Source organism: Hymenobacter psoromatis, from assembly GCA_001596155.1.
In the GTDB taxonomy this organism is placed as follows: domain Bacteria; phylum Bacteroidota; class Bacteroidia; order Cytophagales; family Hymenobacteraceae; genus Hymenobacter.
Window position 1 is genome coordinate 1,607,391 of record CP014771.1, and the last position, 15,216, is coordinate 1,622,606.

The window sequence follows — 15,216 nt, forward strand, 5'->3', positions numbered from 1 at the left end:
CCTACAGCGCCGGCACCAGCAGCGTGCGCTGCCGCCGCGAGTGCGCGTTGAAGTAGCCCTGCGCCCCGCCCGAAAAGTTGGTTTTCGGGTTGGCCGGCGCGGTGCTCAGCAACGGGTTGTTTTGCAGCAGCAGGTTCAGGGTGCGGAAGTAGTTGTAGGTCGTCGAGTCCACGTTCTGCATTTCCACGCGCACGCTGTCGCCGGTGGCCAGCTTGTTGACGTCGGTATTGTTGTTGCCGTTGTTACCCCCGCCCCCACCGCCGCCGCCCAGTCCTCGGGTGTTGGCCTTGCCATCGGTAAACTCGTCATTCTGCAAAAAAATGGCCGGGTTGAGCAGGCCGTTGCGGTACTGCCGGAACAGGTAAAAATTAGGCATCCCGGCCGGGTCCTGGTACTCGGGCACGAGCTGAATGTTGTTGCCAAAGTTGCTTTTCTGGGCGTGCAGCCCCGTGAAGGGCACCACCGGGCCGGGCAGCGTGGAGGCCGCCACGTAGCTCTGGCCGCTGGCCTGCACGCGCAGCGTGTAGCGCCGGCCGGGCTGGCCCAGCACGGTGCTGCCCCGGTACTGGCCGGGCACGCTGGTTTCGGCGATGGTTTCGGAGTGGCCGGCGTCGTCGCTGAGGGTGATGACGGCCCCGCGCACCGGCGGAAAAGTGTTGGTCTGGGTGAAGTCCACGCTCTGCGAAAGCTGCACCGCGCAGGGGTGGCCATCGTCGGCCAGGTTGGCTTCGATGATGAGCTGCGGGGTCGCGTCTTTCAAATTGAGCGTCACCACTTTCTGGCAGGAAGCCGCCGCCAGCAGCGCGGCCCCGGCCAGCAGGCGGGGCAGGAAATTATTTTTCATACTGATAAGCCGGCTCAGAAGCTGAAATTATACGTGGCCGAGGGCACCATCCGAAACAGGGCTGTTTGCAGGGCCTGGGTTTTGGTGGCGTCGTTGGGGTCTTGCTGAAACGTGATGCTGTAGGCGTTTTCGCGGCCCAGCAGGTTGTAGATGGAGAAGTTCCAGCTGCTGTGGAAGCGGTGGCCCTCCTGGTGCGGGTTGTCGTAGGTGGCGCCCACGTCGATGCGCTCGTAGGGGGGTAGGCGGTCGGCGTTGCGCAGGCCATAGAGGTTCACCACCTGGCCGGCCACCAGGTATTTGCCCACGGGGTAGGTCACGGCCTGGCCCGAGCTGCCCACGATGGTGCCCGACAGGCTCCACTTGGGCGTGAGCTGGTAGATGGCCACGATGGAGAGGTCCACCGGCCGGTCCTGGCGGTAGTTGAACCAGGCCCCGGAGTTGATGTCGGAATATTGGCGCTGCGACTTGCTCAGTGTGTAGCCAACCCAGCCGGTGAGGCGGCCGGTTTCCTTGCGCAGCAGCAACTCGGCGCCGTAGGCCCGGCCCTTGCCGTAGAGCAGGGTGGCTTCCACGTCCTGGTTGGCCTGCAGCTGGGTGCCGTCGCGGTAGTCAATCTGGTGCTGGAGCCACTTATAATATACCTCAGCCGAAAACGAGTAGGTGCGCTTAGCTCCCAGGCGGCGGTAGTAGCCGGCCGAAACCTGGTCGGCCAGCTCGGGCCGCACGTTGAGCGAGGTGGGCACGTAGAGGTCGGTGGGCAGGGTAGTGGCCGAATTGCTGAGCAGGTGCAGGTTCTGCACGTTGCGGGCGTAGCCGGCTTTGAGGGAGGTATTGTCGGTGAGCTGGTAGCTGGCGGCCAGGCGCGGCTCCAGGTTGAGGTAGGTTTTGATGACCTGGCCCGAATTATAGTTCGTGGTGGCCAGGATGTTACCCTGCGGGTCGTAGGTCGAGTAGTTGCCCGCGCCCAGCAGGCTGAACTCCGACAGGCGCAGGCCGGTGGTGAAGTCGAGCTTGTCGGTGGCGCTCCACTCGTGCGAGACGTAGGCCGCCGTTTCGAGCGAGTGGTTGGTGCGGTCGGGCGTGGCGTTGACGGGCGCGGCGGCCGACGCCGTAACGTGGCCCGGCGTGATGGTGTGGGAAATGGCATCGATTCCGAAGCGCAGCGTTTGGCGGGTGCTGGGCGAAAACTCAAAATCCTGCTTGAGGTGAAAATCCTGGATTTTGGAGTCGATGCTGAAATCCTGGTCGTTCGACTGAATCGTAATCTGGTAGCTGTACTTATTGAAAATCAGCGACGTATTGCTAAAGAGCCGGTCCGAAAACAGGTGGTTGAAGCGCAGCGTGGCCGTTTGGTTGCCGTAGTTGTTGCCAAAGTTGTTGACGCCGAACACGTCGCGCCCCAGGTAGCCCGAAAAATACAGCCGGTTGCGGTCGTCGAAGGTGTAGTTGGCCTTGGCGTTGAGGTCGTAGAAATAAAGGCTCGCGCTGCGGGTCGTGGCGTTGTGCGAGAGCTTTAGAAACAGGTCGGCGTAGGTGCGGCGGCCGGTGACCAGAAACGAGCCTTTGCCCTTCACGATGGGGCCTTCCAGGGCCAGGCGCGAGGCGATGAGGCCAATGCCGCCGCTGCCGTGAAAGGCCTGGTCGTTGCCATCCTTCATGCGAATATCGACCACCGACGAGAGCCGGCCGCCATACTGCGCCGGCATGCCGCCCTTAAACACGGTCAGGTCCTTGATGGCGTCGGAGTTAAAAGTTGAGAAGAAACCCAGCAGGTGCGAGGCGTTATAGACGGTGGCCTCGTCGAGCAAAATCAGGTTCTGGTCCACGCTGCCGCCGCGCACCGAAAAGCCGCTGCTGCCCTCCCCGGCGCTCTTGATGCCCGGCAGCAGGGTCAGGGTTTTGAGCACGTCTTTCTCGCCAAAAAGCACCGGCACCTTGGCTATCTGCTTGATGTCGAGCGTTTCGACGCCCGACTGCGCCCGGCTGATGTTGGCCTGGCTGCTGCGGCCCGTCACCACCACCTCGTTCAGCTCCTGGCCCCCGGCGCTGAGGCGAAAGTCCAGGCGCTGGCTTTTGGTGAGCGTGAGCTGGCGCGGCTGGGCCTGGTAGCCCACGAAGGTGGCCTCCACGGTGTAGGTGCCGGCCGGCACGGTGAGGGTATAAAAGCCATAGGCATTGGCTGCCGCCCCTACCCCCGGCAGCTCGGCCAGGTGCACCGAAGCGCCGGTGAGGTCTTCGCCGGTTTTGGCATCTTTCACCGTGCCGCTAATCGTGACGCGGCCCTGCGCCCGCGCGGTTGGCGGGTAGCTGCTCAACAAAAGCAGTAGCAAGCCCAGCCAGCCTAAAGTAAGGAGTCGGTTCATCCTACAAAATTACCTGCCAAGCCAGGGGGTTGGATGAATTTCGGGGTAATCTCCTTAATATAAAATCCGGCCCTACCCCTACCCCACCGGCCGGAACGCAACGCGCAGCGTGTGCCGCGCCCCGGCCGGCGCAAACTCGTAGCTCAGCCCGAAACCGTAGTAGGCGCAAATCTGCTGCACGATGCTCAGGCCCAGGCCCGGCGACTTGGAGGCGGCGTTGTGCTTGCGGAAGCGCTCGAAAAACCGGGCCGGGTCGCCGCTTATCACCGGGCCGGAATTGCTAACTTCCAGTATCTTATCGGTGAGACGCACCGTCACGTCGCCGCCGGGCACGTTGTGCCGGATGGCGTTGTGCAGCAGGTTGTGCAGCAGCGAGTCGGCCAGGCCGGGGTGGAGGCGGCGCGGGGGGGTAGGGGCCAGGTGCAGGTGCGGCGTGAGGCCGCGGGCTTCGAGCAGCGGGGCCAGCTGCCCGGTTTTTTCGCGCACCAGGGCGGCCAGGTCGAGGGGCACGGCGTCGGCGTACTGGCCGTTTTCGATGCGGCTGAGCAGGCCCAGTGCCTGGTGCAGGCGCGAGAGGCGGCGCGTGGCACCGTAGAGCTCGGCCAGCAGCGGGGCGGCGGCGGGGTCGTCGGCCAGGGCGGGCACTTGCAGCAGCTGCTCCAGCTGGGCCTGCATGATGGCCAGCGGCGTCTGGGTTTCGTGGGCGGCGTTGGCCGTAAACTCGCGCAGGCTCTCATAGTCGGCCACCAACCGGCCGCTCAGGTGATTAAGGGCCTGGTTGAGCTGGGCAAACTCCTCAATGGCGGGCACGGGCAGCGCCAGCGGCTGGTGCTGCTGCAAGTCGTAGGCGCGCAGCGCCGCCAGCGTGTGCCGAAACGGTGCCCACAGCCGCCGCGATAAGTAGCGGTGCAACGCCACGATGCCGCCCAGCAGCAGCGCCAGCAGCACCAGCATGCCGCGGAGCACGGCGGCCAGCAGGTCGTCGGTTTCGACCAGCGATTTGCGCAGCGTCACCCACGCCGGGGCTCGCCTTACCCCCCCCGCCACCCGGAACGTGAGCTGCCGGTGTGGCACCAGCTCGTGCTCGTTGAGGTCGAGCAGCAGCGTATCGGAGTAGCCCACCGGGCGGGGGGTAGGGCTGGTGCCGTACTGCTGGCCAAACGTGGCAACGGGCAGCGGCCGGCCGCCGGCCAGCCAGGCTTCCAGCTCCTGGCGCTGGGCCAGCAGTTGCTCTTCCACCTCGTGGCGCACGGCCCGGTCCACACCCCGGTACAGCACCCCGCTCCCCACCGCAAACAGCCCGATGCTGAGCAGCACGTAGTAGCGATTGGTAGCGGCCAGCAGCTTCATTTTCAGTGGGTAATAACAAGTGACTACTATAGGACTTACGCAAATCGTTTGTCATTGCGAGCAAAGCGAAGCAATCGCACCAGAACGACACCCACGCCGCTCGTTCTGGTGCGATTGCTTCGCTTTGCTCGCAATGACAAACGATTTAGTTTACTCCATGCTCAGCTTGTAGCCCACGCCATACATAGTGCGGATGTAGTTCTCCGCCCCCTTTTCCTGAAGCTTTTTGCGCAGGTTTTTGAGGTGCGTATAGATAAAGTCAAATGAGTCGGTGGCGTCCACGGCGTCGCCGCAGAGGTGTTCGGCAATGGCTTCTTTGGTGAGCACGCGGCCGGGGTTGGCGAGCAGATACAGCAGCAGGTCGTATTCTTTGCGGGTGAGGGCGAGGGGTTCGCCGCGCACCAGCACTTCGGCCTGCTCGGGCCACACCAGCAGGTCGCGGAAGGCCACGTGGTTTTGGCCCTGAAACCGCCGCCGCCGGATGATGGCCCGCAGCCGCGCGTTCAGCTCCGAAAGGTGAAAGGGCTTGGCCAGGTAGTCGTCGGCCCCCAGGTCGAGGCCTTTCACGCGGTCGTTGAGGCCATCGCGGGCCGAGATGACGAGCACGCCCGCTGGCGAATTGTCGGCCTTGAGCGCGCGCAGCAGGTCGAGGCCGTTGCCATCGGGCAGCGTGAGGTCGAGCAGCACGCAATCGTAGTGGTAAAGCTTGATTTTTTCGTAGGCCTGGGCAAAATTCGCGGCGACTTCCACCACGTAACCGCCCTGGCTCAGGGCATCGACCAAGGTAGAGCGCAAGGCCGCTTCGTCTTCGACTAACAAGAGTTTCATAGTGCCGTGCGGTAAGCTTTAGCTTGCCGTTTTACGGCCTGATGGGTAGTTTGCGAAAAAGAAGTAGGGTGCGGGGCTTGCCCCCGCCCGTCGTTGAAAAACCTGCGTCAGAATCGGGCAACGACGGGCGGGGGCAAGCCCCGCACCCTACTTCGCGAGGAGTATAACTCCGCTTACTGACAACTGACGGCAAGCTAAAGCTTACCGCACACTTATTTGGGGCGCCACGTAAAGCACAGGCCGGGCGTGTTGCCATAATACGTGGGCATGATGCTCACATCGCGGCCAATGGACTTGCGGCCCCAGCGGTTGCGGTGGGTGAGGTAGGCCAAGTGAGCCGACAGGATGCCGAAGCCCGCGCCGGCCACCACGTCGCTCTGCCAGTGCTTGTTCACAATCATGCGCAGGCCGGCCACGCTGGTGGCCACGGCGTAGGCCCCTACCCCATACCACTGGCTCTTGTCCCGAAACTCGGTGTGTACGATGCTGGCCGCCAGAAACGCCTGCGCCGCGTGGCCCGATGGAAACGAGAGATTATCCGACCCATCGGGCCGCTCCTCGTGGCTCAGCGCCTTCACTAGGTACGTGCTGCCTAGCATGATAACCTCGCTTTTAGCAATGAGCAGCAGCGTGTTGAGGCGGTCGTTGCGGCCCTCCACTCCAAACAGCTCGACGGCGGCCAGCTCGGCATAAGGCGCGAAGATGAGGTAGTCGGCCACGCGGGTATTGGAATTGGGAAACACCCGGTGAATGTCGCGCTGCGCATCCTGGTTGGTGTAAAAGCCGTGGCCGTTGAACGTGTACGCCCCATAGCCAATGAGCACCGCCGGAATGGCGACTGCCTTGAACAGCTTGCTTTTGAAAAACGGCCGCTTGGCCAGCGGCGAAACGCCGGCGGGGTTTTCGTACTTGTGGGTGGTGTCGGCGGGGGTAGCAGGGGCGGGGTTGCGGGGCACCTGCGCCAGCACGGGCGTGGCGCTGCTCAGCAGCAGCCCCAGCAGCAAGGCGCGGGTAGAGGAGAAGAATGAACGCATGGAGTACTAAATTGGTAACAAAACCCGCTCTACGCAAGCCGGTCCGTTTTTGCTGCTATCCGCGAAGCTAGTTGTCGATTCTGGCTGAATTCTGACGCGGTGCTTTTTTGCCCACGGCGCGGGGCGTTGCCGACGCGAGGCGGCCGGCCCCACGCATCGGCAACGTTGCCGGTAACGATAACGCAAATAATTCGCCCCCTTTGCTTGCAGATGCCGCCGAGCCGGCCTAGTATTCCACTGCCGAAGCCCGGTTTGGGCCGGGCTTCGGCTCGTTTCTCTTCTTGTATTGCCTGGCCGCCGCGGCCTTCCCACCCGCTTTTTTATGACCCGTTTTGCGCTGCTTGCCGGCGTAGCGGTGGCCCTGGCCGCCCTACCCCCCACTCTCACCCTGGCTCAGGCCAGCCGCGCGGCCGCCGCCCAGCCCGCGCCTCCTACCCTGCCCGCCGTGCGGCAGGTGCGCTTCAAGGCCGACACGTTCAATATCCAGCAATACGGGGCCGTGGCCGATGGGCAAACCCTGAATACGCGGGCGTTTCAGCAGGCCATTATGGCCTGCACCCAGGCCGGCGGGGGCACGGTGCGAGTGCCGGCCGGGCTGTGGCTCACCGGGCCTATCGTGCTGCAAAACAACGTGAACCTGCACCTGGCCACCGGCGCGCTCGTGCAGTTCACCACCGACCACCGGCAATATCCGCTCGTCAAAACCAGCTGGGAGGGCGAGGACGCCATTCGGAGCCAGGCCCCGGTTTCGGGGGTAGGGCTGACCAACATCGCCATCACCGGCAACGGCACGCTGGATGGGGCCGGCGACAGCTGGCGGCCCGTGAAGAAGAGCAAGCTCAACGAGGGCGAGTGGAAAAAGCTGGTGGCCTCGGGCGGCGTGCTCAACGAGAAAAAGGACTCGTGGTACCCCTCGGCGGCGTCGCTCAAGGGCAATCTGCTGGCCGCCGCCGGCACGCCGCGCAAGAGCCTGAACCCGGCCGACTTCGCCGATATCCGCGATTTTCTGCGGCCTAATATGCTGAGCCTGACCGACTGCCAGCAGATTTTGCTCGAAGGCTTCACCATTCAGAATTCGCCGGCCTGGACGATTCACCCGCTGCTGTGCCAGGATATTACGGTGCGCCGCGTAACGGCCCGCAACCCCTGGTATGGCCAGAACACCGACGCCATCGACGTGGAATCGTGCCGCAACGGCGTGCTCGACGACTGCGTGTTTAGCGTGGGCGACGACGGCCTGTGCATCAAGAGCGGCCGCGACGAGGAAGGCCGCAAGCGCGGCGTGCCCACCGAGAACTTCCTCATCCAAAATTGCAAGGTGTACAGCGCCCACGGCGGCTTCGTGATTGGCTCCGAAATGTCGGGCGGCGTGCGCAACCTGGTGGTGCGCAACTGCACCTTCCAGGGCACCGACGTGGGCCTGCGCTTCAAAACGGCGCGCGGCCGCGGCGGCATGGTGGAGAACATCTGGGTCGATGGCATTACCATGACGGACATTGCCGGGCAAGCCATCCTCTTCGACATGTACTACATGGCCAAAGACCCCGTGCCGCCGGCCGGCGAGGCCGCCGCGCCGCCCGTTATCGCGGCCCAGCCGCTGAATGAGGGCACGCCGCAGTTCCAGCATTTCTACCTCAAAAACGTGGTGTGCAAGGGCGCCGAAACCGCCATTCTGATACGCGGCCTGCCCGAGATGGCCATCAAGGATATCAGCCTCGAAAACGTGGTGATTGAGGCGCGCAAGGGTCTGATATGCCAGGAGGCCGAGAATATTCGCCTCCAAAACGTGACCCTGCTCACCACCGATACCATGCCGGTGATGGAAGTTCAGAACAGCAAAAACATCAGCCTCGACGGCATCAAATACGCCAGCGGGGCCGACCTGCTGCTGCGCGTGAGCGGCGACCGCAGCCAGGATATTCGCCTCACCAACACCAATACCAAGCTGGCTAAGAAAGGGCTGGAGCTGGGTGATAAAGTAGGCAAGAAAGTGGTGCAGGTGGCGGCGAAGTAGGTTTTTTAGCCCTCCACGGGGCACCTCACCCCCTAGCCCCCTCTCCAAAAAAGAGGGGGGACTAATTTTAGCTCTAAAAAACTGGTTTCCGGGAGACTAGAATTAGAACTAGTTCCCCCTCTCTTTTGGAGAGGGGGCTAGGGGGTGAGGTGCCCACCAGAACGACCAGCATAACTTTCCCTCCATGAAATTCCCTACCCCCCTCTTTGCCGCCCTACTCGCCCTGCCGCTGCTGGCACCGGCCCAGAACGCGCCGGCCGCGCTGTCGCAGCGCATGGCCGATGCCTTCATCGCACAGCACCCCGATTCCATCGTGATTGGCAGCCGCAAAACGGCCCGCTGGGACTACGAGCAGGGGCTGATGCTGCGGGCGTTGGAGCGGGTGTGGGAGCGCACCGGCGACGGCCGCTACTTCACCTACATCCAGCAGGATGTGGACCAGTTCGTGCAGAAGGACGGCAGCATTCGGACCTATAAACCCGAAGAATATCAGCTCGATAACCTGGCTACCGGGCCGGCGCTGCTGCTGCTGAGCCAGGTGTCGCTGCCCAGCAATGGCAACGAGAAGTACCGGCTGGCCGCCGCCACCCTGCGCAAGCAGCTGGCCGGGCAGCCGCGCACCAAAGAGGGCGGCTTCTGGCACAAGAAAACCTACCCCAATCAGATGTGGCTCGATGGCCTGTATATGGCCGAGCCCTTCTATGCCCAGTACAGCGGGTTGACCGGCGACGCGGCCGGCCTCGACGACGTGGCCCGGCAGTTTGCGCTCATCGAAAAGCACCTCGTTGACCCCAAAACCGGCCTGCTGCGCCACGGCTACGACGAGGCCCGCGCGCAAAAGTGGGCCGATAAAGCCACCGGGCAGTCGCCCGAGGCCTGGGACCGCGCCATTGGCTGGTACGCGATGGCTTTGGTGGATGTGCTTGATTACCTGTCGGTTGGAAACCCGCACCGCGCCGAGCTGATAAAGGATTTGCAGCGCCTGGCCCCCGTGCTGGCCAAATACCAGGACGCCAAAACCGGCACTTGGAGCTTGGTGATGGGCCAGGAGGAGCAGAAGGGCAACTACGCCGAGGCTTCGGGCAGCAGCATGTTCGTGTACGCGCTGGCCAAGGGCGGGCGCCTGGGCTACCTCGATAAAAAATACGCCGCCGTGGCCCGTAAGGGCTACGACGGGATTGTGAAAACCTTCATCAGCACCGAAAATGGCGCGCTGGCCCTGAACGGCACGGTGAGCGTGGGGGGTCTGGGCGGCCAGCCGTACCACGACGGCTCGTACCGATATTACCTGAGTGAGCCGCTGCGGAAGAACGATTTGAAGGGGGTAGGGCCGTTTATTCTGGCGAGCACGGAGATGGAGATAGCGCAGGAAAACGCCGTGGGCCAGGGCAAAACCGTGGGCCTGGATTACTACTTCAACCACGAGCTGCGCAAAAATGCTTTCACCGGCCAGCCCGAGCAGTGGCACTACACCTGGGAGGAGCGCGCGAACGGCGGCTTCTGGCTGTGGGGCAACGAGCTGCGCGAGCTGGGTGCCCGCACGGTGCCCGTCCCTACCCCCCCCACCGCGGCCAGCCTTAAAGGGCTGAGTGTGTACGTGATAGTGGACCCCGACACCAAGAAAGAATCGCCGGCACCCAACTACATCTCGGCCGCCGATGGGCAGGCCGTGGCCGACTGGGTGCGCGCCGGCGGCACGCTGGTGCTGCTGGCCAACGACACGGCCAACTGCGAAATCCGCCACTTCAACACGCTGGCCCGGCACTTCGGCGTGCAGTTCACCGACCAGAGCGTGAACATGGTGCAGGGCCGGGATTTTGCGCAGGGCCGGGTGGATTTGAGCAGCGGCGCGACGGTATTCAAGCAAGCCAAAATGGCGTATATCAAGGAGTTGGCGGTGCTGGCGGTGCAAGCGCCCGCCCAGCCGCTGGTGACCAATAACGGCCAGGTTATCATGGCCACGGCCACGCTGGGCAAGGGCCGCGTGTTCGCGCTCGGCGACCCGTGGCTCTACAACGAGTACACCGATGGGCGCAAGATTCCGGCCACGTTCGAGAATTTCCAGGCGGGTAAGGATTTAGGGCGCTGGCTGCTGAAGTAATGGATAGCGGGTAATTGGTAATGAGAGAATGTCATGCTGAGCGCAGCCGAAGCATCTCGCGGGCAGCAGTATTCTCAATCGTGCGGACGAAGCGAGCGAGATACTTCGACTCCGCTGCGCTGCGCTCAGCATGACGTTCTTTTGTACCCATTGCTCATTACCTACTACCCATTACATCCCATGCTTCTCATTCGCCACGGCCAGCCCGGCCACGAAAAACCCGGTATCGTGCTCGACGGGCAGCGCTACGACCTCAGCCCTTTTGGGGAAGACTACGACGAGCGCTTTTTTGCCAGCGACGGCCTGGGCCGCCTGGCCGCCTACATCGACGTGCAGCGCGAGCTGCTGCTGCCCGTGCCCGCCACGGCGCGGCTGGGCCCGCCGGTGGCCCGGCCCTCTAAAATCGTGTGCGCGGGCCTCAACTACACCGACCACGCCCAGGAAATGGGCCTACCCCTGCCCACCGAGCCGGTCCTCTTTTTGAAGGCAACTTCGGCGCTGAGCGGGCCGAACGACGATATTATTCTACCCAAAGGCTCGGTGAAAACCGACTGGGAAGCGGAGCTGGCCGTTGTCATTCGCAAGCGCGCCAGCTACGTGGCCGAGGCCGACGCGGCCCAGTATATCGCTGGCTACGTGCTGCTTAATGACGTGAGCGAGCGCGCCTACCAGCTGGAGCGCGGCGGCACCTGGGACAAGGGCAAGGGCTGCGACACCTTCGCGCCGCTCGGCCCCTGGCTCGCTACCCCCGACGAATTGCTCAACCCCGCCCGCCTCAAGCTCTGGCTCGCGGTGAACGGCGAAACGCTCCAGAATGGCAACACGGCCAACCTCATTTTCAGCGTGCCTTACCTCATCAGCTACATCAGCCAGTTTATGACCTTGCTGCCGGGCGATATCGTCTCGACCGGCACGCCGGCCGGCGTGGGCAGCGGCCTCAAGCCGCCGCGCTACTTGGCCGTCGGCGATGTAGTGGAGCTGGGTATTGAGGGCCTGGGCACCGCCCGCCAACTGGTGCGCGCCGCTGAGTGATTGCTGATTATTAGTTGTTGACTCATAATTGTTTGTCATTGCGAGCAAAGCGAAGCAATCGCACCTGAACGATGGACGAACGGGCGGCGCGGGTGTCGTTCGGGTGCGATTGCTTCGCTTTGCTCGCAATGACAGTTGATTTTGCACAAGTCTTATCCCATGAAACTCACACTTTTCCTGTGGCTGCTGGCCGCTGGCACCGCCTGGGGCCAGAGCCGCCGCGTGGTAGTGGCCGCCGATGGCAGCGGCGACTACCGCACCGTGCAGGCCGCCTTCGACGCCGTGCCCGATGGCAACACCAACTGCCTGACTATCAGTATTAAGCCAGACACTTACAAGGAGAAGCTGACGCTGGCCAAGGGTAAAAACCACGTGCGCCTGCAGGGGGAAGACGCAGCCCACACTATTCTTACGTTCGACGACTACCACCAGCGCCTCGACGCCAACGGCAAGGAAATCGGCACGACGGGCTCGGCCAGCATTCACTTGTATGGCGACGATTTCTTGGCCGAAAATATCACTTTTGCCAACTCGGCCGGGCCGGTGGGGCAGGCCGTGGCGGCCTGGGTGAGCGGCGACCGCAGCTGCTTCCGGCACTGCCGCTTTCTGGGGTTTCAGGACACGCTGTACACCTACGGCTACGGCAGCCGGCAGCTGTATGAGGACTGCTACATCGAGGGCACCGTCGATTTTATTTTTGGCAGCAGCACCGCCTGGTTCGAGCGCTGCACGCTGGTGGGCAAGCGCGGCGGCTTCTTCACGGCCGCCTCTACCCCCGACACCACGCGCTACGGCTACGTGTTCAGCCACTGCCGGCTGCGGGGCGCGCCCGATGCCCCGGCCGGCTCCTTTTACCTGGGCCGGCCCTGGCGGCCCTTCGCCAAAGTGGTGTTCCTGGCCTGCGAGCTGAGCGCCGTGGTGCGGCCCGCCGGCTGGGATGAATGGGGCAAGGCCAGCAACCAGCAAACCACTTATTATGCTGAACACCAGAGCTCCGGCTCCGGCGCCAACCCGGCGGCCCGCGTGCCGTGGAGCCACCAGCTTACCCCGGCTCAGGCCGGGACTTACACTCGCGCCACCGTGCTGCGCGGTTGGCAGCCCGGCAAGTAGCGCGCTGCTTTATGAAATCCCTACCCCTGCTTTTGCTGGGCAGTCTGCTGCCGCTAGGGGCCGCCGTGGCCCAGGCCCTGCCGGCGGCCCCTACCCCCCCGGCGGCGGCCAACGCGCCCGACATGCCGCCGGCCCGCCCGGTTCCGCCGCCCCAAAAGCTGCTGCTGACGGTGGCCCCGGATGGCAGCGGCGACTACCGCACCATTCAGGAAGCGGTGCAGGCCGTGCGCGACTTGTCGCAGGTGACGGTTACGATTCGGATTAAACCGGGTATTTACCGCGAGAAGCTGGTGGTGCCGGCGCATAAAACGCGCGTTACGCTGCTGGGCGAAAATGCCGCGACTACGATTATTACGGGGGCCGACCACACCGGCGACGCGGCCGGCCACAACACGTATTCGTCGCAGACGGTGCTGGTGCAGGGCAACGATTTCACGGCCGAAAATATCACCTTCGAGAATGCGGCCGGGCCGGTGGGCCAGGCCGTGGCCCTGCACGTGGCTGGCGACCGCGCCACCTTCCGCCACTGCCGGATGCTGGGCAACCAGGACACGCTGTTTCCGGCCGTCGAGAACAGCCGCCAGTATTACCAGGACTGCTACATCGAGGGCACGACGGACTTCATCTTTGGCATGGCCACGGCCGTGTTTGACCGCTGCGAGATTCGCAGCAAGCGCAGCTCCTACATCGCGGCGGCGGCCACTACCGAGCGGCAGGCGTTTGGCTTCGTCTTTCGCGACTGCCGGCTCACGGCCGATTCGGCGGCGCGCCAGGTTTATCTGGGTCGGCCCTGGCGGCCCCACGCGCGCACGGTTTATTTGCGTTGCGAGCTGGGGGCGCACATTTTGCCCGCCGGCTGGGACAACTGGCGCGCCGCCGCCAACGAGAAAACCGCCTTTTACGCCGAGTATCGGAGCACCGGTCCCGGTGCCAACCCCACGGCCCGCGTGCCGTGGAGCCACCAGCTCACGGCCAAGGAAGCCAAGCGCTATACGCTGGCCAATATCTTCGGCGGCAAAAGCGGCTGGGTGCCGAGGGAGTAGAGTTAGTAGCTGCTGTTAAGCAGTCAGTCAAAAGTAATGGAGTAAAAAGAACGTCATTCCGAGCTTGCCGAGGAATCTCGCTCGCATCATTCGGGCCTCGTTCCACGACGCACGCGAGATTCCTCGGCAAGCTCGGAATGACGTTCTTTTTATACCTGTTTACTTCCGCACGAGTACTCAAGAAGCCCAACCAGTGCTTTCGAGCTTTTCATAATAGCTTGATACACTGACTAGACTAATCGCAAATCCCTACCCCCCCGCCACCGGCCAGGCCGACGACTCCCGCACCACCAGCGTAGTTGGGATGGTGAGCGTGCTAGGGGGCGCGGCGCGGTGCTTCAGCTCAATGAGGTCGAGCAGGCGGCCCACGGCCTGCCGGCCGATTTCGGTGGCCGGCTGCACCACCGTGCTCATCGAGGGCGAGAGCATATCGGCCACGGTGAGGTTGGTGAAACCGATAAGCGACACGTCGCCGGGAATGGCAATGCGACGCTGGCGCAGGGCGGCCAGGCAGCCTACCGCCAGCCGGTCGCTGGCCGTGAAAAAGGCATCGGGCCGGGGCTCCAGGGCCAGCAGCTCATCTACCAGCGGGCCTACCTCATCGGGCCCAAAGGTGCCAAAGCGCACCAGATTTTCATCATACGGCACCCCGTATTGTTCCAGCGCGGCGCGGTAGCCAGCCAGGCGCTCCTGCGTAATGCTGAGCCAGGGCTGAATGGTGAGGTGCGCAATGCGGCGGCGCCCCGACTGCAACAGGTGTTCGGTGGCCGCAAAGGCCCCAGCAAAGTTGTCCGCCACCACGCGGGGCGTATTGAGGTCGGCCGACACGCGGTCGAACTGCACGATGGGGGTGCCCTGCTGCTGCAGCTCCTGCAAGTGGCTTACGTTGTTGGTTTCGCTGCTAAGCGAGATGAGCAGGCCATCGACGCGCCGGGCCAGGGCCTGGCGCAGGTTGGCCACTTCGCGGTCGTAGGCTTCGTGGGTCTGGAAGATGAGCACGTCGTAGCCGCGCTGGTTGGCTACCTCCTCGATGCCATTGATGGCCTGCGAAAAGTAATAATTGGCGATTTGTGGCACGATGACCCCGATGGCTTTGCTGCTGCTCCCTTTCAGGCTGAGGGCGATGGGGTTGGGCCGGTAGTGCAGGCGGGCGGCGCACTCCATCACCAGCCGCTTGGTTTCCGCGTTGATTTCGTAGCTGTCCCGCAACGCCCGCGACACCGTCGAAACGGAGATGTTGAGCTCCCGGGCGATGTCTTTGAGAGTAGCGGGTTCCAAGCTGATTTTGTTAGTAAAATACCATTACCTACTTCCTTCCGGCGGCAGGTTTTCGCGGTTAAAGATAAAGGCTAAATGAACACGGCGGTGAGCGTGGTTCCCTGGCCCAACCAGAACAAAGCAACCTGGAAACGTTGCCGATAACGATTGCGCAAATAAAAAAGCCCTTTGATGGATAGCCCCCACGGTTTAGGGGCTAAACTTCGAGACTACTAACCG

At 63.3% G+C, this 15,216-nt stretch carries 11 protein-coding genes; 5 read left to right on the forward strand and 6 right to left on the reverse strand.

Features of this window, described 5'->3' with window-relative positions; genetic code table 11:
• Position 1: 1 nt before the first annotated feature.
• From A0257_06890 to A0257_06910, 5 genes are all read right to left on the reverse strand, one after another.
• A complete protein-coding gene (locus A0257_06890; protein AMR26859.1) occupies positions 2–844 on the reverse strand; it encodes a hypothetical protein in 843 nt (280 codons plus the stop codon).
• A 14-nt stretch (positions 845–858) separates the two neighbouring features.
• Positions 859–3,207, reverse strand: a complete 2,349-nt coding sequence (locus A0257_06895; protein ID AMR26860.1) for a collagen-binding protein — start codon at positions 3,205–3,207, stop codon at positions 859–861.
• Positions 3,208–3,285: 78 nt separating this feature from the next.
• On the reverse strand, positions 3,286–4,557 hold the full coding sequence (locus tag A0257_06900; protein AMR26861.1) for a hypothetical protein: 1,272 nt from the start codon (positions 4,555–4,557) through the stop codon (positions 3,286–3,288).
• A gap of 150 nt (positions 4,558–4,707) precedes the next feature.
• Positions 4,708–5,385: a DNA-binding response regulator gene (locus tag A0257_06905; GenBank protein AMR26862.1), complete on the reverse strand. Its 678-nt coding sequence runs from the start codon at positions 5,383–5,385 to the stop codon at positions 4,708–4,710.
• Between the two features lie 212 nt (positions 5,386–5,597).
• Positions 5,598–6,389 (reverse strand): hypothetical protein, encoded by a 792-nt coding sequence (locus tag A0257_06910; GenBank protein AMR26863.1) that lies wholly within the window; start codon positions 6,387–6,389, stop codon positions 5,598–5,600.
• A gap of 352 nt (positions 6,390–6,741) precedes the next feature.
• On the opposite strand from A0257_06910, the gene A0257_06915 reads away from it, so the two are divergent.
• From A0257_06915 to A0257_06935, 5 genes are all read left to right on the forward strand, one after another.
• On the forward strand, positions 6,742–8,433 hold the full coding sequence (locus A0257_06915) for a glycoside hydrolase (GenBank protein ID AMR29654.1): 1,692 nt from the start codon (positions 6,742–6,744) through the stop codon (positions 8,431–8,433).
• Positions 8,434–8,617: 184 nt separating this feature from the next.
• On the forward strand, positions 8,618–10,534 hold the full coding sequence (locus tag A0257_06920; protein AMR26864.1) for a glucuronyl hydrolase: 1,917 nt from the start codon (positions 8,618–8,620) through the stop codon (positions 10,532–10,534).
• A 180-nt stretch (positions 10,535–10,714) separates the two neighbouring features.
• Positions 10,715–11,566 carry an ureidoglycolate lyase gene (locus A0257_06925; protein AMR26865.1) on the forward strand — a complete coding sequence of 284 codons (852 nt, stop codon included), beginning with the start codon at positions 10,715–10,717 and terminating at the stop codon, positions 11,564–11,566.
• A gap of 159 nt (positions 11,567–11,725) precedes the next feature.
• Positions 11,726–12,676, forward strand: coding sequence for a pectin esterase (locus tag A0257_06930; protein AMR26866.1), 951 nt, complete (start codon positions 11,726–11,728; stop codon positions 12,674–12,676).
• A 122-nt stretch (positions 12,677–12,798) separates the two neighbouring features.
• A complete protein-coding gene (locus A0257_06935) occupies positions 12,799–13,719 on the forward strand; it encodes a pectin esterase (protein ID AMR29655.1) in 921 nt (306 codons plus the stop codon).
• A 249-nt stretch (positions 13,720–13,968) separates the two neighbouring features.
• Here the strand turns inward: A0257_06935 and A0257_06940 are convergent, their stop codons facing one another.
• A complete protein-coding gene (locus A0257_06940; protein ID AMR26867.1) occupies positions 13,969–14,997 on the reverse strand; it encodes a LacI family transcriptional regulator in 1,029 nt (342 codons plus the stop codon).
• Positions 14,998–15,216: the final 219 nt, after the last annotated feature.

Excerpts from the sequence above, each read along its gene's own strand:
- A0257_06905 (AMR26862.1), bottom strand. The coding sequence starts at position 5,385 with ATGAAACTCTTGTTAGTCGAAGACGAAGCGGCCTTGCGCTCTACCTTG.
- A0257_06920 (AMR26864.1), top strand. The coding sequence starts at position 8,618 with ATGAAATTCCCTACCCCCCTCTTTGCCGCCCTACTCGCCCTGCCGCTG.
- A0257_06900 (AMR26861.1), bottom strand. The coding sequence starts at position 4,557 with ATGAAGCTGCTGGCCGCTACCAATCGCTACTACGTGCTGCTCAGCATC.
- A0257_06925 (AMR26865.1), top strand. The coding sequence starts at position 10,715 with ATGCTTCTCATTCGCCACGGCCAGCCCGGCCACGAAAAACCCGGTATC.
- A0257_06890 (AMR26859.1), bottom strand. The coding sequence starts at position 844 with ATGAAAAATAATTTCCTGCCCCGCCTGCTGGCCGGGGCCGCGCTGCTG.
- A0257_06895 (AMR26860.1), bottom strand. The coding sequence starts at position 3,207 with ATGAACCGACTCCTTACTTTAGGCTGGCTGGGCTTGCTACTGCTTTTG.
- A0257_06915 (AMR29654.1), top strand. The coding sequence starts at position 6,742 with ATGACCCGTTTTGCGCTGCTTGCCGGCGTAGCGGTGGCCCTGGCCGCC.
- A0257_06930 (AMR26866.1), top strand. The coding sequence starts at position 11,726 with ATGAAACTCACACTTTTCCTGTGGCTGCTGGCCGCTGGCACCGCCTGG.
- A0257_06935 (AMR29655.1), top strand. The coding sequence starts at position 12,799 with ATGCCGCCGGCCCGCCCGGTTCCGCCGCCCCAAAAGCTGCTGCTGACG.